Genomic DNA, 17,671 nt, shown 5'->3' on the forward strand with positions numbered 1-17,671 from the left:
CTCGGGAGAGTGGGAGCGAGAAACTTTAATACACCATGCTACCCATACAAAAGTATTGCTAATTTATAAAATAGATGATACACTTACTGCATGAAAAAGACCAAATTCGATTGGGATGAAAATAAAAATACTCAAAACCAAGAAAAGCATCATGTCTCGTTTGAACATGCTCAATATGCTTTTGCGGATGAGAAGAGAATAATCGCAGAGGATTTGGAACACAGCCAAGACGAAAAGCGGTATTTTTGTATCGGTAAAGTAGATGGTGAAATACTCACTGTGCGATTTACCTACAGAGATAACGTCATTCGGATTTTTGGTGCAGGATATTGGAGAAAAGGAAAAAAAACTTATGAAGAAAACCGTTAAATATACAGATGAACCAATCGGAGATTTGAAAATTGTAGCCGATTTTTTGCCTCCACCAAAAGATTTGATTTTTAAAGATGACACCGTCAAAATCACCATTTCATTGACCAAAGAGAGTGTTGAATTTTTTAAAAAAGAGGCAGAAAAACATCATACGCAGTATCAAAAAATGATACGAAACTTATTGGATGTATATGCGAATAATCATCAGGTAAAAGCGGGGTAATATTCTCTTCGTCATCCCGTATGACCGTAGGAAATCCTTTAGGGCTCGATACGGGATATATCCCCTTTCCCCTTGCAAACTTCCCCATTTCATAGTAAAATCTTTAAAAATATGTCATTTTGTTTAATTCTAATGGTTACGTTTTGATATTTTAAATATTGGATGTGCTGTTAGGGATTAAGTGAAAGGATAAATTACAAAAAAGGTGTTTAGGCACTTTTAAAGAGTTGAAAGATGAAGACCATTTTACTAGTAGTTATACTGTTTACCAGTAATGTAAGTGCCGATGTTTTTAGTGATGCAAACCAAGCATATAAAAATGGAGATTATAAAAAAGCCAGTGAACTTATGGAAAAAGCGTGTAATACTGGACACATGAGGGCTTGTTGGGATTTAGGACTTTTTTATTCCAACGGTCGAGGTGTTAATCGTGATGAAAAAAAAGCACTAAGTTTGTATAAAAAAGCATGTGATGGCGGTTTTGAAAACGGATGTACCAGTTATGATATATATAAAGACCTTTATCATCAATAGTACTCTCTCGTTGTTTAATAGAGAAGAGTAATAAACTACTAAAGGAAGTTAAATTATGTCAAGATATTTAAAAATAGTTATGTTGGTGCTGTTCTATACAACATTAGTGTCTGCTGATACTTTAATATGGTCTCAACAATTTAAACCATCAACCGAGGATGGACAAAATATATTTAAAATTACTAATAAAGAGATTTACCCTAAAGATATTTTATCCCGTAAAGCCGGAATGCAGGATAAATGGATTGCATGGGCAGGGATTGTAAAAAAGGTAGAGTATTTTGAGAGTAGATATGGACCTACAGCTAAAGTAACGATTGAACACCATTTTTTTGATTGGATTGAAGATCATGGGGCACAAGAAGAGTTATTTTTCTTATCATCAAGAGGAGAAGGTGATTTTGATATTTTTGTCCCTGTCAATATGCAAAAACCTGAAAATGAGAGAATACCTCTAGGTATAATGGCTGTGGTTATTGGTAAACCGCAAGTCGTAATAGACAAAGATAATAAGTCCCATCTAGTTGTACTAACGAAATATTATGACTTTATAAAGAAGAGTGCATTTCGAATGGATGTATTTGATTATGGGAGAAATGGCGAGCCGATTCATAAAGTGGAAAATAGCATTTTTTGGCAAAAGTAAGATTCAAAAAAAATCTTTTATTCAAAAGTTCCTAAAAGGTTAATTTGATTTTGAATTTTGGGTGAAAATTATTCGTTTATAGTATAATTTGCATTATTTTTTTTAGAAAAAGGTTTTTTAGTGTTTAAAACACTCTTTCGCCCGCTGATTCAAGCACATAATATCAATAAAATAAAGAAATTAGCGGTTAACGGTGATGCAGAGGCACAAAACAAATTTGCCAAAATGTACCATTTTGGATTATACGTAGAACAAAATTATACTCAAGCAGCAATATGGTACACCAAAGCAGCCACTCAAGGTGTGATTCAGGCACAAAGTGCTTTGGGGGAGCTTTATGAATATGGACAAGGTGTCAAACAGAATGATGCAAAAGCGTTCGAGTGGTATCACAAAGCGGCAGCTCGTGGTGATGCGTATGCCCAAAATAGTATAGGGTGGATGTACGAAAAGGGAAAAGGGGCAGAACAAGATTACAAAAAAGCGTTACAGTGGTATTCGAAAGCAGCTGAACAAGGTGAAATTGACGCTCAGTACAATTTAGGAGTCATGTATAACAACGGTTTGGGAATAGCTCAAAACTATAAAATGGCGTTTAGATGGTTGAAACAGGCAGCTGAAAAGGGGCACATTCAAGCTCAAGCAGTTGTTGCTGCTATGTTGTTTGAAGGGCTTGGAGTCACTAAAGATGAAAGTTTAGCATTGGATTTTTATCATCAATCAGCTAAGAGTGGGTTCGCTCCGGCACAAAGTCATTTAGGGGTGATTAAAGAGAGAAATCGTGAGTTTTCTGATGCAAGAGTATGGTATCGAAAAGCCGCAGAACAGGGAGAACCAAGTGCATTGAGTCATTTAGGTTTGATGTATGAATTTGGAGAAAGTGTTGCACGAAATAGAATTATCGCGTATGGATTGTTTGAAATGGCAGTGACACAAGGGGATAAAACTGCGCTGGATATACGGGATACTATTGCTAAATCATTGACACAAAGTCAACGTGAAGAGGCGATAGAACTTGCCCATAACCCTAAAAAATTATGGGAATTATTGGATAATACTCTTTGAACTTTGCAACTTCAATAATGATAAAATATAATAAAGAATGAGTTAAGATATAAAACATTCTCACTGATGATTAAAAAAGTAATAAAAATGGATAATACATTATGACCCACACCGAATACCAATCTGCCGTAAAACAACTCCAAAAATATTCCTATCACTATTATGTCCTCGATGATCCCATAACGACCGATGAGGAGTACGATATCCTCTATCATCAGGTGGTTGCATACGAGCATGAACATCCCGATGAAATAATCTCCGATTCCCCGACACAGCGGGTAGGGGACGTACCACAAGACAAGTTTGACAAAGCACACCATCTGAGCCGTATGTGGAGTTTAGAAGACCTTTTTAACCGCGACGAGTTGGAGACGTGGGTGAACCGTATCACGAAAAGTTACGGAGATGTCCGTTTTTACTGCGAGCCCAAATTTGACGGGGCGAGTTTGAACCTGATCTATGACAATGGTGCATTGGTTCAGGCTATCACACGCGGTGATGGGGTAGAGGGGGAAGAGGTTACCCAAAACGCTAAAACGATTCAATCCATCCCTCTTCGTATCGAGTATACGGGGCGAATCGAGATTCGGGGCGAGGTGGTGATTTTCAAAGAGGATTTTGAGAAAATCAACGAAGAGCGTTTACGCAACGGTGAATCGTTGTTCGCCAATCCTCGTAATGCGGCGGCGGGGAGCCTCCGTCAACTCGATACTCGCATCACCGCGTCACGCCGTTTGGTTTTTATGCCTTATGGAATCGGGGCTAACACGTTGGAGAGCAAAAATCTCTCGGAGCGGATGGAGTGGGTGTATTCTTTGGGATTTCGAAATCCCCACATGACGAGAATTTGCGAGAGTGCGGATCAAATCGAGACCTTTTACCATGAGATGCGTGTTGAGCGGGATAATTTCGCAATGCTCCTCGATGGGATGGTGATTAAAGTAGACGCGATAGCGGTGCAGGATGAACTGGGCTATACGGTGAAAAATCCCCGTTGGGCGGCGGCGTATAAATTTCCGGCTATCGAGAAACTCACCACGCTACGCGAGGTAATTATGCAGGTAGGACGTAGCGGTGTGGTCACCCCTGTCGCCATCGTCGAGCCTGTCGATATCGAGGGGGTTACGGTCGAGCGTTCAACGCTTCATAATTTCGATGAGATAGAGCGTAAAGATATCCGAATCGGGGATAAAGTGATAATACTCCGAAGCGGTGATGTTATCCCTAAAATCGTCAAAGTTATTACGGCAGAACGGTCGGGAAATGAGCAAATCATCCCCCGTCCAACACAGTGCCCCGTGTGCGGGAGTGAACTTCTCGATGAGGGGGCGCTCATCAAATGTCAAAACATGGGGTGCGAAGCGCGGGTGGTGAACTCGATCATCTATTTTGCCTCGAAACAATGCCTCAATATCGATGGGTTAGGGGATAAGATTGTCGAAGCATTGCATAATGCGGGATTGGTGCGAGAACTGAGTGATCTTTTTAGTCTCACGATGGAACAGTTATTATCACTAGAAGGGTTCAAAGAGAAAAAGAGCCGTAATCTCCTCGATGCGATTGTAGCGACCAAAGGGTGTGATTGCTGGCGTTTTATCAATGCACTAGGAATCGAGCATATCGGTGAAGTGGCATCCAAAACATTGTGCGGGGCATTTGGAACGGCGTTTGATACGGCAAGCCGAGAAGAGATTTTGGCACTGGAGGGGTTCGGAGGAGAGATGGTGGAATCAATCCTCGAATTTGTCCGTGTCAATAGTGAGAAAATCGAAACACTAAGAGAGATCTTAAATCCCGTAGCACCTGTAAAAATCGAAGCTCACGAAAATCCGTTTAAAGGGAAAAGTGTTGTCATCACGGGGTCGATGTCAGTGCCACGCGATAGTATCAAAGCGATACTTGAATCATTAGGAGCCAAAGTCGCCTCATCGGTCTCCAAAAAGACCGATTATGTCGTGTACGGTGAAGATGCGGGGAGCAAGTACGATAAAGCGGTGGAACTTGGTGTGGCATTATTAACAGAATCTGAATTTAGAGAAAAGATGGATCCCCGGATCAAGTCCGAGGATGACGGGGATCGTCATTCCCGCGAAGGCGGGAATCCAGCTAATGAATTATTAACGTCGCTTTCCGATACTACTGCGGTGTCTGAGGGGACGGCTGTACATCCAAAAAATAGCCTTTTTGATTAAATAGGCTAAGTATCCTTTCACTTTTATCCCTCCGGGGAGTATTCCTGCTCCATACTCACCGCCCAATGCAATCATGACCCCTTGGTTGGTAAAACTAAAATCACGGTAAGGTTGATTTTTTGCATCTAAACGGATGTTTCGGACGACATGCTCTGCACTTCGCTCTGCCAGCTGAGCGGTAGGGGGGAGAGGTTTAGTGTGTTCATCGACAAGATTAGCAACATCTCCAATAGCAAAAATATTGGGATGTCCTTCTATAGAGAGGTCATTTAGAACATGGAGATGCCCTTTTGCATTGACTTTAAATGGGAGTCGCTCACTCAATGTCGAGGCACAAACACCCCCTGTAAAAATCATAAATTCAAAATCGAGCAATTTTCCGTTATCGAGGAGAATGCAGTGTTCACGCACTTCACTGATACGGTTATTGTGCCAAACATGAACCCCTAACTGTATGAGACGTTCATGAGAGCTTCGTATTAAAAATGGATCCATTCCAAATAATATACTCTCATACGCATCGATGAGGTAAACATCGACACTGCGACATCCGAAATTGCCGTTTTGGTAAAATTTGTTTGCATAGGCAGCCATCTCTGCGGCTATTTCTACCCCTGAAAGCCCTGCACCACCGATAACAATATTAAAAGGTTTAACATCACATCTATTTTTTTGTGCTTGGATACGATCCAAGAGTGCCCGTTCAAATTGCTGTTTAAAATCAAGAGCACTGGGGACACTTTTAACTCCGTGGGTATATTCTCTAAGCCCCGGTATAAAGGTAGGAAAATAGGTTCGGCTTCCGGTTGCGATGATGAGGTAATCATACGGTATCCGTTGTCCCTCGGTGATGACCTCTTGAGCGTCTGTTTCGATTGTGAGAACCTCTTCACAGAGAAAACTAACCAATCCGAAACTGTTACAAAGGGAGGGGAGATCAATCATGATATGAGACATATCGACTTTATTGGCGATAAAATCATACACTTCGGCTTGCATGTAATGGTAGGCATTTTGATCGATTAGGGTTACATGGATACGTGAAGATTTTGAGAGATGCTCCATCGCACGTATTCCCCCATACCCTCCACCAATGATAACAACATGAATCGGTTTCATATAAATCCTTACCCTAAAACTTTGGCGCAATGGTATCCTAAACAAAGTTATGTCACCATAACGTATTACATTATGATGGAACAATATGCGACTTGACAGTTATTTAGTAGAGTGTGGATTGGTTGAGAGCCGAAATAAAGCGCAACAGTTGATCAAAGATCACGCCGTGAGCGTGGATGGAAAGATTATAGATAAAGTTTCATTTGAAGCCGATGAGACTATGAAAATCGAAATCGCTGATGTTGCGCAATACGTGAGCCGTGCGGCGATTAAACTCAAAGGTTTCCTCCCTTTTACCGAATGGGAGATAAAAGGGGTTGATGCCCTCGATATCGGTTCATCTACCGGAGGATTTACCCAGATACTTTTAGAAGAGGGGGTAAATAGTGTCACCTGTGTCGATGTGGGGAGTGATCAACTCCATCCGAGCTTACGCGGTGATGTGCGGGTGAGCGTTCATGAAAATACCGATATTCGCAACTTTGTATCTGAAAAACCTTATGAACTGGTGACGTGCGACGTGGCGTTTATCCCGCTGGAACTTATCCTCGAATCCATCGATACATTAGCCTCAAAAAACATTATCCTCCTTTTTAAACCGCAGTTTCAAGTGGGGCGTGAAGTAAAACGGGACAAAAACGGTGTGGTTAAAGACAACAGTGCCATCGGAAAAGCGATGATCCGTTTTGAAGATACGTGTTCATTATTAGGCTGGAAAATAATTGCCAAAGAGGTTGCCCATATAGCGGGGAAAGAGGGAAATCAGGAGATATGTTATGGCTTTGTCAAAGGTTGATGCTATCGCCATCGGAGGGTTTGATGGGATGCACTTCGGGCATCAAAAACTCTTTGATGAATTAGGAAATCACGGAGCTATCGTCGTTATCGAGACGGGATATGCCAACCTCACACCGGGGCGTGAGCGTGAACACCATACCCATTATCCCATTTTCTATTATTCACTCGATGATATCCGCCATCTAGAGGGGGAGGCGTTTGTAGCAATGTTGCTCAAACAATTTCCTTCTTTGAAAAAAATTGTTGTCGGATACGATTTTCATTTCGGAAAAAATCGCCGTTATTCTCATGCCTCATTGAATGAATTGTTCGGTGGTGAAGTAAAAGTGGTGGAAGAGGTGTGTTGTGATGGTGATTCTGTCCATTCCCATAAAATCCGTGCCAAAATTCAAATCGGTGACATCAGCGGAGCAAACCGTTTTTTAGCTCACAACTATACTATTAAAGGTTCGGTGATAAAAGGTCAAGGGATCGGTAAAACCGACCTTGTCCCGACAATCAATCTCGAATGCAGTGGATTTTTACTCCCGTATGAAGGGGTTTATGCGGCACTAACACGGTTGGATCATGAAGAGCATTGGCACCCTTCGGTAGTATTTCTAGGTCATCGGGTCACAACGGATGGAAGTTATGCGATTGAGAGTCATATTTTAGGTGAAACAATTGAGAGCTGTTCGAGAGCATCGATTAGTTTTGTCAAATTTTTACGCAAAAATCAGAAATTTGAGTCACTCGAATTGCTTAAAAAGGCGATAGATGATGATAAATTGAGCGCAAAACAGACACTGCGCCATTTGAGTTTATAGGAATTTAATCTCACTTGGGGTAAAATCCCCTCAATATTTTACTATGCAAAGGACGCTACCTATGGGTGAGTTGTTTACTTTCTTCGGACTAATCAGTCACGAACATTCTTTTATCTTCCTCACACACATGCTTTTAACAGCGGCTATCGTATTGTTGATTGCTAAAATGGCAACGGCAAATATGCGTCTTGTTCCATCAGGATGTCAAAACGTTATGGAAGCGTATCTTGGCGGTGTACTTGCTATGGGTGCGGATGTTATGGGTCGTGCTGAAGCACGTCGTTACCTCCCGCTCGTTGCGACTATCGGTCTTTTCGTCGGTATCGCAAACGTTATCGGTGTTATCCCTGGTTTTGAAGCACCAAGTGCGTTTTTGGATTTTACCCTTGCTTTGGCATTGGTTGTTTTCACTTACTATAACTTCGAAGGTATTCGCCGTAACGGTCTTATCACTTACTTCAAGCACTTTATGGGTCCTGTATGGTGGTTGGCGTGGTTGATGTTCCCAATCGAAATTGTTTCTCACATCTCTCGTATTATCTCTTTGAGCTTCCGATTATTCGGTAACGTTAAAGGGGACGATATGTTCTTGATGGTAATCTTGATGCTCGCTCCATGGGCATTGCCGATGATCCCTTTTGCATTATTGACCTTTATGGCATTTTTGCAAGCGTTTATTTTCATGATGCTTACCTATGTTTATCTTGGTGGTGCTGTTTTACTTAGCGACGAACACTAAGAGGCTCTATGAAAACTTCTACTCATGATGCTCTATTGAGCTTTCTCGGCGGTGCCTCTTGGGCATTTGCAATCATCGGGACATGGGTAACCTTCCAATCTTTCATTTTTCTAGGTCTTGTTACCGCCATTATGTTTACATTTCTCTTTATTTTTTTAGCCCTTTTTATTATTGCCGTTTTGCAAAACTTATCACTCTCTCGTGATCGTTACGAAGAGACGTTGAAACAAACGGTGCTCCTAAAAGAGATTCAAGAAAGCCTACAAGTCCCTTCTGAAAACTCTCACCAAGCGTAAGCTATTTTTGGCTTCTTACTCTTATTTAATCCTCTGTTTCTTTTTTTGATATAATGTGTAAAAATGAATAAGGATGGAAAATGCAAACATTAATGCTCGAAGTCAACGAGACTTTTCTATCAAAATTTTTAACCCTGTTAGATTCCCTTCCAAAAGATCAAGTTCGTGTCAAAGACGATAAACTATCAATAGAGATTAAGAATAGAATCTCCGCTATCGATGATGGCAATGAGGTACTTATACCTCATAATCAGTTTTGGGAAAGATTTGAAGATAGGGTAAAGCATTTTAAAAATGCGCATTGAGTATTCGCCCCGTTTTAATGACGAACTTTTTAAAATTTATCTCTTTATCGCTAGTGATAGCATCACCCATGCTGACCTATTTGTCTCCAAACTCAAAACCACCATTGAAAAAATCCCTCCTATGCCGTATCGCCATAGACAATCATTAAAATCAGATGATAAAGAGGTTAGAGATTTGGTGTTTGAGGGGTATGTGGTTGTCTATCGTATAGTTAAAAGTGATAAGCGGATAGATATTATAGGACTTTTCAGTGAAAATGAGTGGGAGCTATGAAACACTACCTAATCACCGATCCCACTTTTTACGGCATTACATCAGAGACCATCGAATCTGCGCTCGATGTTGTATATTCGCATACTCTCCCCGATTTTGCCCTCTTTCGAGATAAACAAACAACGCATTACCGTGATCTTGCTCAAACCTTTATCGCGGTGTCTCGGAGCTATCGTATCTCTCGTGTTCTCTTGCATGGCGATTATATACTAGCACATGAACTTAGAGCTGACGGGGTGCATCTCACCTCGACACAGTTTGACGATATTGCAGAGGCGAAAAAGTTGAGATTGTATGTTGTTATCAGTATTCACACTCATGAAGAAGCCTTCAAGGCACAGAAATTAGGTGCTGATGCGATCACTTACAGTCCGATATATGTGTCGCCGAACAAGGGAGAACCCAAGGGTTTAGAGGATTTAAAAGAAATTGTGGATAAAATAGAGATACCTATTTTTGCACTCGGCGGAATTACCACCGAGGAGCAGATAAAAGCGGTGGAAGAGTGCGGTGTGTACGGTTTTGCCTCTATCCGCTACTTTATCGATTATCCCAGTCATACCGTACTTGATACGGTATCTATTTTCTAAAAAGAATTAGATTTCGTATTGCTGCTCGGAATGACGAATAAAATTATGAATCAAGGAATAAATCAATATGTTTGAAACCATTATCGGTTTGGAAGTTCACGTCCAGCTCAATACTCAGTCTAAACTTTTTTGCTCATGCCCTACCAGTTTTAACCACGAACAAAACACTAATACCTGTCCGACGTGTTTGGCACTTCCAGGAGCTCTTCCTGTTTTGAACAAAGAGGCACTTCGCAAAGCGGGGATGTTCGGTACCGCGGTAGGGGCGACAATTAACCGCACGTCATTTTTCGACCGTAAAAGCTATTTTTACCCTGATAGCCCAAGTGCGTACCAAATCACCCAACTCTATACTCCTATCGTCGAACATGGAACGCTTGTTATCGATTTCGAAGATGGAAGCCATAAAACAATCCGTATCAACCGTGCTCATATCGAAGCTGATGCGGGGAAAAATATCCATGATGGGGCAATCTCCAAAGTTGATCTCAATCGTGCGGGGACACCGTTGCTCGAAATCGTCTCTGAACCCGATATGCGCTCAGCAGAAGAGGCGATTTTGTATCTCAAAAAGCTCCACTCAATCGTCCGTTATATCGATATAAGCGATGCGAACATGCAAGAGGGATCATTTCGTGTTGATGTTAACGTCTCTATCCGCCCCAAAGGGGATGAGAAGCTCTATACCCGAGTCGAAATCAAAAACATCAATAGTTTCCGCTTTATCCAACGTGCTATTGAACTCGAAGTAACGCGTCAGCGTGAAGCATGGGAAGATGGTGTGTATGAGAGCGAGATTGTCCAAGAGACACGATTGTTTGACCAAGCCAAACAAGAGACCCGCTCTATGCGCGGTAAAGAGGAAGCGGCTGATTATCGCTATTTTCCTGAGCCCGATTTGCTCAAAGTAATTGTTGATGATGGTATGTACTCTGATATGTGTAACATCCCTGAGCTTCCCGATGCGAAAAAAGAGCGGTTTGTAAGTGAGTTTGGAATCAATGAGTACAATGCATCGGTTATCACTGCAGAGCTTGAAACAGCGCATTATTTTGAGACGATGCTAGAACAGGGAATTAGTGCAAAAAATGCTGTAACATGGCTCACAGTTGAGCTTCAAGGTCGTTTGAGAGGGGGTATAATCCCATCAACTTCACCAATTAATGCAGTCACACTTGGAACACTTGTTAAACGGATCGAAGAGTCTGTAATTAGTGGTAAAGCGGCGAAAGAGGTTCTCGATTATCTCTTGGATAAGGGTGGGGATATAGATGAAGTAATCGAAAAGCTTGGGCTCAAGCAAGTAAGTGATACAGGAGCATTAGAAGCACTTATTGATGAGATATTAAATGCAAACGCTGATAAAGTTGCGGAGTATAAATCGGGAAAAGATAAACTGTTCGGATTTTTCGTCGGTCAAGCGATGAAGGCCTCTAAAGGTTCAGCAAATCCGAATACGCTCAATGAAATTCTTCAAGCTAAATTAGCACAATAGAGCTGTTGTGATTTCAAAGTATGTAGTTAATATCGCCTATTTTCTCCATACGTGCCACCCCTATCAACACTCTAAAATCTTTTTTTATAATCTACTCGAAAATCAAAACTATCGCTATAAAAAATATTTCGATTATTTTATGATAGGGCTCATCTTTTTGAGTGTCTATATTCTAATCCGCTCAGTTAAACATGAAATTTCGCACGATTGGCTCATTTTCAATAACTATATTATTTCTCTCATCTTTTTGACTGAGTATCTTATCCGTTTTTGGATATACAGTAACAACTCAAAAATCATTATTGATCAGTATGAACACGATCTCTTTTTGCATCGAGAATTTTCTTTCACAACAGCATTGAAAAAAATGGGGAAAGAGAAGTTTAAATACATCTCTTCTCCGATGGCGGTCATCGATATTTTAGCGATTATGCCGTTTTTCCATGAATTACGAATTTTTAGGATCTTTGTCCTTTTCCGAGTTTTGAAGTTTTTTAGATATGCAAAAAGCTTGCGACGGCTGATTTCGATTTTAGCGAGCAAAAAATTTGAGATTATGACGCTGGTGATTTTTGCTTTAATTATGATTATGGTCTCCTCCGTTTTGATTTATGTGATGGAGGCTAATCATCCCGATTCAAAAATTATGACACTTGCAGATGCCCTCTATTGGTCTGTGGTCACCATCTTTACGGTCGGGTATGGAGATATTGTCCCTGTTACCTCTGAAGGTCGTAGTGTTGCAATGCTCATTATCGTTGCGGGTATTGCGGTGATTTCTGTGGCAACATCGATTGTTGTTTCTGCTTTTTCGGAAAAGATTGATGAGATTAAAGAGGAAAAACTTCTTGAAGAGGTCTCTCGATTAGAGCGTTTTTATCTTATTTGCGGTTATTCTCCACTGACTCACGAGGTGATACGAAAACTGCATAAACGCCATTTGCCTATGGTTGTTTTGGAAAAAGATTCCCATAAAGTAGCACAAGCACGAACTCAAGGATTGTTAGCTATCGGACACGATTCAGCTTCATTGCATACGTATCATCTTTTGAAAGTGAATTTTGAAAAACAAGTAGAAGCGGTAATTCTCCTCCATGAAAGTGATGTTACTAACATTTATGCCGCATTAACCATACGTGAATTAACTAAACATACTTCGCTTTTTTCGATTTTGCATCATCCTGAGAATCGTCGTAAGCTCTCACTTGCCGGAATTGAATCGATAATTAATCCACATGAGTTGATTGGTATGATGAGCAAGATTGTCTCAACACAGCCTATCGCTTTTGAGGTTATTCATGCGTTACGTTCGGAAGAGACATCGACTGTCGTGGAAGAGATTTGGCTCGATTCTGGGATGGGGGAACGATTTTTTAAATTACTCCATGACCCGTTGTTTTATCAACGCTTTAGTGTGTTAGGCATTTATAAATATGAAACTGAAAAGTTCTTATTTAACCCGAGTCCTGATATTGAGATTCAAATGGGTGATGTTGCTATTGTAATCGCCAATAGATCATTAGTGGATGAGTTTAGAACCAAACTTCACCGAAAGCAGAAAAGATGAATCAATCGTGTGCAGCAATCTTCGGTTATAACGAGTATTCCAAACAAATTATACAAAAGATTAAAGGGTTGTATCATAATGTAGGGGTATTCGTTCTTAACGATGAAGAGTTGATTGCGGCTCAAAATCATGGTGTTTTTGCCGAAAAATTTGATTTAAGTGATAATTGGCAAGCTATTGAAGATCGGTTTAATGTTGACGCCCTTGTCGTATTTTGTGCGCTGCGTGATGATGCGGAAAATGTCTTTTTAACGATTTCTCTTCGTGCAACGTATGAACATCTTTCGATTATCGCACTGGCAAAAGACAATGAGAGTATGATGAAAATGAAAAGTGCCGGTGCAAATAAGGTAATGCCGATTTTGCAAATCGCGGCAAGTGTTATCAGCGATATATTGGCTAAACCCATCGTAACCGAAGTGCTTCATGATGTCCTCTATGAAGACAGTGATTTAAGTATTATGGAGATAGAAGTAACAAATACATCACCGTTATGTGGAACGTATTTACACGATACCCATTTTAAGCAAGATTTTGATGTTATTTTACTCGCGGTAGTAGATCATGAAATGGGGACGACCTTTAGTTTTGCTTCTCATGGACATAACCATCACATCGATGGAGGAGATGTGTTGGTAGCTATAGGGTATAAAGAGAAACTTACCCGTTTAAAGCGTTGGGTGAGAGGGGAAGCATCATGAGAGTAGGGGTGATTGGAGCAGGTAAGTGGGGTGAAGCACTAGCCTTTGCCATGAGTGAAAAAAATGAGGTGATTATCACCTCTCGTACTCCGAGAGATTGGGAAAACTTCAAATCCCTTTCCGAAGTTTTGGAGTGTAAATATCTCATTATCACCGTGCCTGCACAACAAGTCTCTGAGTGGTTACGAGAAAATTTTATCTTTAAAGGGCAAAAGGTTCTTGTCGCGGCTAAAGGGATAGAAGCCTCTAGCGGGCGGTTTCTCAACGAGATTTATTCCCAGTATGTACCCGAAGAGAATTTGGCATTCCTATCGGGTCCATCGTTTGCGAGTGAAGTAATCCAAAAGCTCCCTACGGCATTGGTGATTAACTCTGCTTCTCGTACAACAGCATCAGAATTTTCTGCTTTGTTTCCGAAATTTATCCGTACCTATGTGAGTGAAGATGTAATCGGTGCGGAAGTTGCAGGTGCTTATAAAAATGTTATCGCCATCGCTGCTGGAATCTGTGAGGGGCTTCAATTGGGACACAATGCTGCTGCTAGTTTGATTGCACGTGGGCTTGTCGAGATGCAACGTTTCGGTAAAGCCTATGGTGCAAGTGATGAGAGCTTTTTGGGTCTCAGTGGAGCAGGGGATCTCTTTTTAACTGCGAGTTCATCCATGTCACGTAACTATCGTGTCGGATTAGGATTGGCTCAAGGAAAGAGTAAAGAGGTTGTGTGTGAAGAGATCGGTGAGGTGAGCGAGGGGATCGGAACGGCGTATGCGCTCCATGAGATAGCCTTGGCGCGTGGTATCTATCTCCCTATTGCCGCAGAGGTGTATGCGATACTGGAGGGAAAATCTCCGCAACAAAGTTTGAAAGATTTAATAGAGAGGTAGTTTGGTCATCCCCGCGAATGCGGGGATCCAGCTAGATTCCCGCATTCGCGGGAATGACGAATATAATATTTAGTAAGGGGCTTATATGCTAATTCACATTGTCATGTTTCAATTTAAAGAAGAGAATAAGTCAGAAAATTTAGTTCGTGTTAAAGCAATGCTAGAAGCACTTCCACAGAAGATAGAGACTCTTAAAAGTATGGAGGTGGGGATTGATATCAGTAAAAGCGAACGTTCATTTGATTTGGTATTGGTCTCAACGTTTGAGGATCAAGAGGGATTGGATTTTTATGTTCCTCATAGTGCTCATCAAGAGGTGGTGAGTGTCATCAAAGAGGTGACGAGCCTCTCTAAAGTGGTTGATTACATACAATAGGACGTTAGGTTATGGGATGGACATGTCAGCACGATGAAAAGGGGTTTTGCAAGCTTTTAAAAGTACCTTGTCAGCCTGGAATAAAAGGGTGCACCATCAACAAAGGGGCTGAGGTTGTTTTTACAACCGGTAGCTATGAAGAGGATAAAAAAAGGTTGGATGGCTCACAAGAAGAGATTGATTTTGCTGCATTGGCACGGAGCAATTAACTTTTTTTGAGTGCTTCTATCTCTTCGGCTTTTTCTTCTATCGTTAGAAGTTCATCCACTTTTTCTTCATAAAGGGCTTTGGTTTTCTCCAACTCTTCGGCTAAAACACTGATTCCGATTTTTTCGTATTTTTTCGGATCGGCTAATGAGCTGTTTAACTCATCAATCTTGGCTTCGAGAGCTTCGATTTCTATGGGGAGTTTTTCCAATGCACGCTGTTCGTTAAAGGTGAGTTTGAGAACTTTTGGTTTTTCGGTTTGTGCGGTTACAGCAGTGGTTGCAGATTTGGAAAATTCCGCTTCCATAGCATCTATCTCTAAAAACTCTTTTTCATCTTCGAGGTATTCGCTGTAAGGTTTGTAGCTCTCCTCGATAGTACCGTCCCCTTTGAATATGAAGAGCTTTTTAGCGATTTTATCGACGAAATATCTATCATGGCTGACGAGGATAACCGCTCCGGGGAAGCTTTGGAGTTTCTCTTCGAGGATATTGATAGTGGGGATATCGAGATCGTTAGTCGGCTCATCGAGGATGAGGCAGTCCACTTTTTTGGTAAAGAGGAGGGCAAGGGCGACACGGTTTTTCTCTCCTCCGCTGAGGACTCCGATTTTTTTGTCTAAAAATTCTCTCGGAAAGAGGAAGTTTTTGAGATAGCCGTAGACATGGTAATCTTGCCCCATCACATCAACTCGGTCACCGCCATGGGGACAGAAGGTTTCGATGAGGTTAAGATTATCATCGAGCATCTCGCGGTGCTGATCGAAATAACCGATAGTGAGTTCTCCCATTTTAATAATGCCGTTGGTGGGTTTGAGCCGTCCTAAAAGGGCTTTAAGAAGGGTTGATTTACCGCTGCCGTTAGGTCCGACGACGGCGATAACGTCTTTTTGGAGGATTCGGGTCGAGAAGTTACGGAGTAGCTCTTTATCCCCCAGTTTGAGTCCCAGATTTTCCACTTCAAAGAGCATCTTTTGGCGATTGACCCCTTCTCCACGATTGAAGTGTTTCGCTTCGCGCTCCAACTCCAGTTTCATTTTACGGATTTTGGACGGGTTGTTTTTGGCATCTTCTCGTAGTTGTAAGACCCTCTGTTTTCGTCCTTCGTTTCGCTTTAGTCGTGCTTTGACCCCACGGCGAAGCCATTCGTTTTCGGTTTTGAGGAGTTTGAGGAGGTTGTCATGCTGTTGCGCCATGGTGCGTAGTAGCTCTTGTTTTTGCTCCAGATAAGTGCTGTAGCCACCGTTGAACTCACGCAGAGCACAATCCTCGACTTCGATAGTTTTGGTAGCGATTTGGTCGATGAAATAACGGTCATGGGAGATAAAAAGGAGGGTAAATTTCTCTTTGAGAATCAGCTCTTCGAGAAACTCTACCATGTAGACGTCGAGATGGTTGGTCGGCTCATCGAGAAGGAGAATATCGGGTTTGAGTAGAAGCAGTGAGGCGAGGGCGACACGACGTTGCTCCCCACCGCTGAGGAGATTTACTTTTTTCTCCTCATACTCTTTGAGCATAAAATGGTGCATCACCCGCTCGATTTTATCATCGAGATTCCACGCGTTATGGTGATCGAGAAACGTAGTGAGGTGGGATTGCTCTTGTAAAAGCATTTCGTTGTCAAATTGTTCGGCAAGTAATACTGAAATCTCATCAAAACGGACTTTTGCCGTCCGTAATTCCCCTAGACCCGCTTCGATTGCCTCGCGGACGTTATGGGAGGGGTTAAAAGAGGGGACTTGAGAGAGCATTTTAATCTCGATTCCCTGACGGTTGATTCGCTCCCCTTCATCGGTTTCGAGTGAACCGTGGACGATTTTCATCAGTGTCGATTTACCACTACCGTTTTTACCGACGATAACGACCCTCTCCCCTTCGTCGATATGGAAGTTGATATTTTCTAAAATTTTTTGGGCTTCGTAGTGTTTGGATACATTGAGTAGATCGACTAGTGCCATATAGGTGTATTCCTAAAAGAGGATATGTGGTCGAATTATAGCTGAGTGGAGCTTAGAGGGTTAATGTCATCAAGCTATACTGTGCAACGTTTAGTTTACTATCGTTAACATTTGCATGACTATAATATGACTGTTTTATTGATAAAATAGTCAAAACACAATAAGGAAAATGTATGACAACAAAACTAACTTTAATTTTATCCGTTATAGTAGCGGCTTCTGTAAATGTAAGTGCCGGTCAAATAGATGGAAGTGCGGTAGTAGGGAGTATGGTAGGTGCGGGAGTAGGTTCTGCCGTTGGTTCAGCAACAGGCGGTAAAAATGGTGCGATCATAGGTGGCGGAGTCGGAGGAGCACTGGGGGCTGCAATTGGGAGCAAGAAGACATCACGAACAACCACTCAAGTGGTTACACAAGAAAGAGTTGTTTATGTAGATCGAGGAGATGAACGACAATATAAAAGACATCATCACCATGATAACGGTCGGCATGAAGGGGAATACAAACATCATCGTGATTGATGTT

General features: G+C 41.6%; 22 protein-coding genes. 20 read left to right on the forward strand and 2 right to left on the reverse strand.

The annotated features are described in order from the left end of the window. Positions 1-90: 90 nt before the first annotated feature. The 6 genes from PHC76_RS03490 to ligA all read left to right on the forward strand — a co-directional run bounded on the left by PHC76_RS03490 (position 91) and on the right by ligA (position 5,032). On the forward strand, positions 91-369 hold the full coding sequence (locus PHC76_RS03490; RefSeq protein ID WP_299973007.1) for a BrnT family toxin: 279 nt from the start codon (positions 91-93) through the stop codon (positions 367-369). After that, positions 353-595: a hypothetical protein gene (locus PHC76_RS03495; protein WP_299973004.1), complete on the forward strand. Its 243-nt coding sequence runs from the start codon at positions 353-355 to the stop codon at positions 593-595. The genes PHC76_RS03490 and PHC76_RS03495 overlap by 17 nt, the downstream gene beginning before the upstream one ends. Before the next feature lie 234 nt (positions 596-829). Beyond that, complete coding sequence (locus tag PHC76_RS03500; protein ID WP_299973001.1) at positions 830-1,129, forward strand: tetratricopeptide repeat protein; 300 nt, start codon at positions 830-832, stop codon at positions 1,127-1,129. 55 nt (positions 1,130-1,184) lie between these two features. Then, positions 1,185-1,775: a hypothetical protein gene (locus tag PHC76_RS03505; RefSeq protein WP_299972998.1), complete on the forward strand. Its 591-nt coding sequence runs from the start codon at positions 1,185-1,187 to the stop codon at positions 1,773-1,775. A gap of 120 nt (positions 1,776-1,895) precedes the next feature. Beyond that, on the forward strand, positions 1,896-2,840 hold the full coding sequence (locus PHC76_RS03510) for a tetratricopeptide repeat protein (RefSeq protein WP_299972995.1): 945 nt from the start codon (positions 1,896-1,898) through the stop codon (positions 2,838-2,840). Positions 2,841-2,941: 101 nt separating this feature from the next. After that, positions 2,942-5,032, forward strand: coding sequence for an NAD-dependent DNA ligase LigA (ligA, locus tag PHC76_RS03515; protein WP_299972993.1), 2,091 nt, complete (start codon positions 2,942-2,944; stop codon positions 5,030-5,032). Here ligA and PHC76_RS03520 read toward each other — a convergent pair. After that, a complete protein-coding gene (locus PHC76_RS03520) occupies positions 4,958-6,151 on the reverse strand; it encodes an FAD-dependent oxidoreductase (RefSeq protein WP_300209796.1) in 1,194 nt (397 codons plus the stop codon). The genes ligA and PHC76_RS03520 overlap by 75 nt on opposite strands. An 85-nt stretch (positions 6,152-6,236) precedes the next feature. Between PHC76_RS03520 and PHC76_RS03525 the strand changes: the two genes are divergently transcribed. From PHC76_RS03525 to PHC76_RS03585, 13 genes are all read left to right on the forward strand, one after another. Continuing rightward, entirely contained in the window at positions 6,237-6,947 is a 711-nt protein-coding gene (locus PHC76_RS03525) for a TlyA family RNA methyltransferase (protein WP_299972984.1), read from the forward strand. After that, complete coding sequence (locus tag PHC76_RS03530) at positions 6,928-7,755, forward strand: bifunctional riboflavin kinase/FAD synthetase (RefSeq protein WP_299972982.1); 828 nt, start codon at positions 6,928-6,930, stop codon at positions 7,753-7,755. Before PHC76_RS03525 ends, PHC76_RS03530 begins: the two co-directional genes overlap by 20 nt. Positions 7,756-7,816: 61 nt before the next feature. Further along, positions 7,817-8,494 carry a F0F1 ATP synthase subunit A gene (locus PHC76_RS03535; protein WP_299972980.1) on the forward strand — a complete coding sequence of 226 codons (678 nt, stop codon included), beginning with the start codon at positions 7,817-7,819 and terminating at the stop codon, positions 8,492-8,494. An 8-nt stretch (positions 8,495-8,502) separates the two neighbouring features. Beyond that, positions 8,503-8,790 carry a hypothetical protein gene (locus PHC76_RS03540; protein ID WP_299972977.1) on the forward strand — a complete coding sequence of 96 codons (288 nt, stop codon included), beginning with the start codon at positions 8,503-8,505 and terminating at the stop codon, positions 8,788-8,790. Between the two features lie 80 nt (positions 8,791-8,870). Then, positions 8,871-9,095 (forward strand): hypothetical protein, encoded by a 225-nt coding sequence (locus PHC76_RS03545; RefSeq protein ID WP_299972974.1) that lies wholly within the window; start codon positions 8,871-8,873, stop codon positions 9,093-9,095. Beyond that, entirely contained in the window at positions 9,085-9,369 is a 285-nt protein-coding gene (locus tag PHC76_RS03550) for a type II toxin-antitoxin system RelE/ParE family toxin (RefSeq protein ID WP_299972971.1), read from the forward strand. The genes PHC76_RS03545 and PHC76_RS03550 overlap by 11 nt, the downstream gene beginning before the upstream one ends. Continuing rightward, the gene (locus PHC76_RS03555; protein ID WP_299972968.1) at positions 9,366-9,959 is read left to right on the forward strand and encodes a thiamine phosphate synthase; all 594 of its coding nucleotides are present in this window, start codon (positions 9,366-9,368) and stop codon (positions 9,957-9,959) included. Before PHC76_RS03550 ends, PHC76_RS03555 begins: the two co-directional genes overlap by 4 nt. A 67-nt stretch (positions 9,960-10,026) precedes the next feature. Next, positions 10,027-11,454, forward strand: a complete 1,428-nt coding sequence (gene gatB / locus PHC76_RS03560) for an Asp-tRNA(Asn)/Glu-tRNA(Gln) amidotransferase subunit GatB (RefSeq protein ID WP_299972965.1) — start codon at positions 10,027-10,029, stop codon at positions 11,452-11,454. Between the two features lie 7 nt (positions 11,455-11,461). Next, positions 11,462-13,021: an ion transporter gene (locus PHC76_RS03565; RefSeq protein WP_299972962.1), complete on the forward strand. Its 1,560-nt coding sequence runs from the start codon at positions 11,462-11,464 to the stop codon at positions 13,019-13,021. Then, a complete protein-coding gene (locus tag PHC76_RS03570) occupies positions 13,018-13,722 on the forward strand; it encodes an NAD-binding protein (RefSeq protein WP_299972957.1) in 705 nt (234 codons plus the stop codon). The genes PHC76_RS03565 and PHC76_RS03570 overlap by 4 nt, the downstream gene beginning before the upstream one ends. After that, positions 13,719-14,606 carry an NAD(P)H-dependent glycerol-3-phosphate dehydrogenase gene (locus tag PHC76_RS03575; protein ID WP_299972955.1) on the forward strand — a complete coding sequence of 296 codons (888 nt, stop codon included), beginning with the start codon at positions 13,719-13,721 and terminating at the stop codon, positions 14,604-14,606. The genes PHC76_RS03570 and PHC76_RS03575 overlap by 4 nt, the downstream gene beginning before the upstream one ends. Before the next feature lie 85 nt (positions 14,607-14,691). Next, positions 14,692-14,982, forward strand: coding sequence for a Dabb family protein (locus PHC76_RS03580; RefSeq protein WP_299972952.1), 291 nt, complete (start codon positions 14,692-14,694; stop codon positions 14,980-14,982). 11 nt (positions 14,983-14,993) lie between these two features. Beyond that, positions 14,994-15,191 carry a hypothetical protein gene (locus PHC76_RS03585; RefSeq protein ID WP_299972950.1) on the forward strand — a complete coding sequence of 66 codons (198 nt, stop codon included), beginning with the start codon at positions 14,994-14,996 and terminating at the stop codon, positions 15,189-15,191. Here PHC76_RS03585 and abc-f read toward each other — a convergent pair. Beyond that, positions 15,188-17,146: a ribosomal protection-like ABC-F family protein gene (gene abc-f / locus PHC76_RS03590; RefSeq protein WP_299972947.1), complete on the reverse strand. Its 1,959-nt coding sequence runs from the start codon at positions 17,144-17,146 to the stop codon at positions 15,188-15,190. The genes PHC76_RS03585 and abc-f overlap by 4 nt on opposite strands. A 173-nt stretch (positions 17,147-17,319) precedes the next feature. Between abc-f and PHC76_RS03595 the strand changes: the two genes are divergently transcribed. Next, positions 17,320-17,667 carry a glycine zipper domain-containing protein gene (locus tag PHC76_RS03595; protein ID WP_299972944.1) on the forward strand — a complete coding sequence of 116 codons (348 nt, stop codon included), beginning with the start codon at positions 17,320-17,322 and terminating at the stop codon, positions 17,665-17,667. Positions 17,668-17,671: the final 4 nt, after the last annotated feature.

The sequence above is a fragment of the Sulfuricurvum sp. genome, from assembly GCF_028710345.1.
Taxonomy (GTDB): domain Bacteria; phylum Campylobacterota; class Campylobacteria; order Campylobacterales; family Sulfurimonadaceae; genus Sulfuricurvum.

Coding starts and splice junctions, on each gene's coding strand:
- PHC76_RS03520 (WP_300209796.1), bottom strand. CDS start 6,151: ATGAAACCGATTCATGTTGTTATCATTGGTGGAGGGTATGGGGGAATA.
- PHC76_RS03495 (WP_299973004.1), top strand. CDS start 353: ATGAAGAAAACCGTTAAATATACAGATGAACCAATCGGAGATTTGAAA.
- PHC76_RS03575 (WP_299972955.1), top strand. CDS start 13,719: ATGAGAGTAGGGGTGATTGGAGCAGGTAAGTGGGGTGAAGCACTAGCC.
- PHC76_RS03535 (WP_299972980.1), top strand. CDS start 7,817: ATGGGTGAGTTGTTTACTTTCTTCGGACTAATCAGTCACGAACATTCT.
- PHC76_RS03505 (WP_299972998.1), top strand. CDS start 1,185: ATGTCAAGATATTTAAAAATAGTTATGTTGGTGCTGTTCTATACAACA.
- abc-f (WP_299972947.1), bottom strand. CDS start 17,146: ATGGCACTAGTCGATCTACTCAATGTATCCAAACACTACGAAGCCCAA.
- PHC76_RS03595 (WP_299972944.1), top strand. CDS start 17,320: ATGACAACAAAACTAACTTTAATTTTATCCGTTATAGTAGCGGCTTCT.
- ligA (WP_299972993.1), top strand. CDS start 2,942: ATGACCCACACCGAATACCAATCTGCCGTAAAACAACTCCAAAAATAT.
- PHC76_RS03550 (WP_299972971.1), top strand. CDS start 9,085: ATGCGCATTGAGTATTCGCCCCGTTTTAATGACGAACTTTTTAAAATT.
- PHC76_RS03545 (WP_299972974.1), top strand. CDS start 8,871: ATGCAAACATTAATGCTCGAAGTCAACGAGACTTTTCTATCAAAATTT.
- PHC76_RS03490 (WP_299973007.1), top strand. CDS start 91: ATGAAAAAGACCAAATTCGATTGGGATGAAAATAAAAATACTCAAAAC.
- PHC76_RS03570 (WP_299972957.1), top strand. CDS start 13,018: ATGAATCAATCGTGTGCAGCAATCTTCGGTTATAACGAGTATTCCAAA.
- PHC76_RS03580 (WP_299972952.1), top strand. CDS start 14,692: ATGCTAATTCACATTGTCATGTTTCAATTTAAAGAAGAGAATAAGTCA.
- PHC76_RS03530 (WP_299972982.1), top strand. CDS start 6,928: ATGGCTTTGTCAAAGGTTGATGCTATCGCCATCGGAGGGTTTGATGGG.
- PHC76_RS03540 (WP_299972977.1), top strand. CDS start 8,503: ATGAAAACTTCTACTCATGATGCTCTATTGAGCTTTCTCGGCGGTGCC.
- PHC76_RS03525 (WP_299972984.1), top strand. CDS start 6,237: ATGCGACTTGACAGTTATTTAGTAGAGTGTGGATTGGTTGAGAGCCGA.
- PHC76_RS03585 (WP_299972950.1), top strand. CDS start 14,994: ATGGGATGGACATGTCAGCACGATGAAAAGGGGTTTTGCAAGCTTTTA.
- PHC76_RS03555 (WP_299972968.1), top strand. CDS start 9,366: ATGAAACACTACCTAATCACCGATCCCACTTTTTACGGCATTACATCA.
- gatB (WP_299972965.1), top strand. CDS start 10,027: ATGTTTGAAACCATTATCGGTTTGGAAGTTCACGTCCAGCTCAATACT.
- PHC76_RS03500 (WP_299973001.1), top strand. CDS start 830: ATGAAGACCATTTTACTAGTAGTTATACTGTTTACCAGTAATGTAAGT.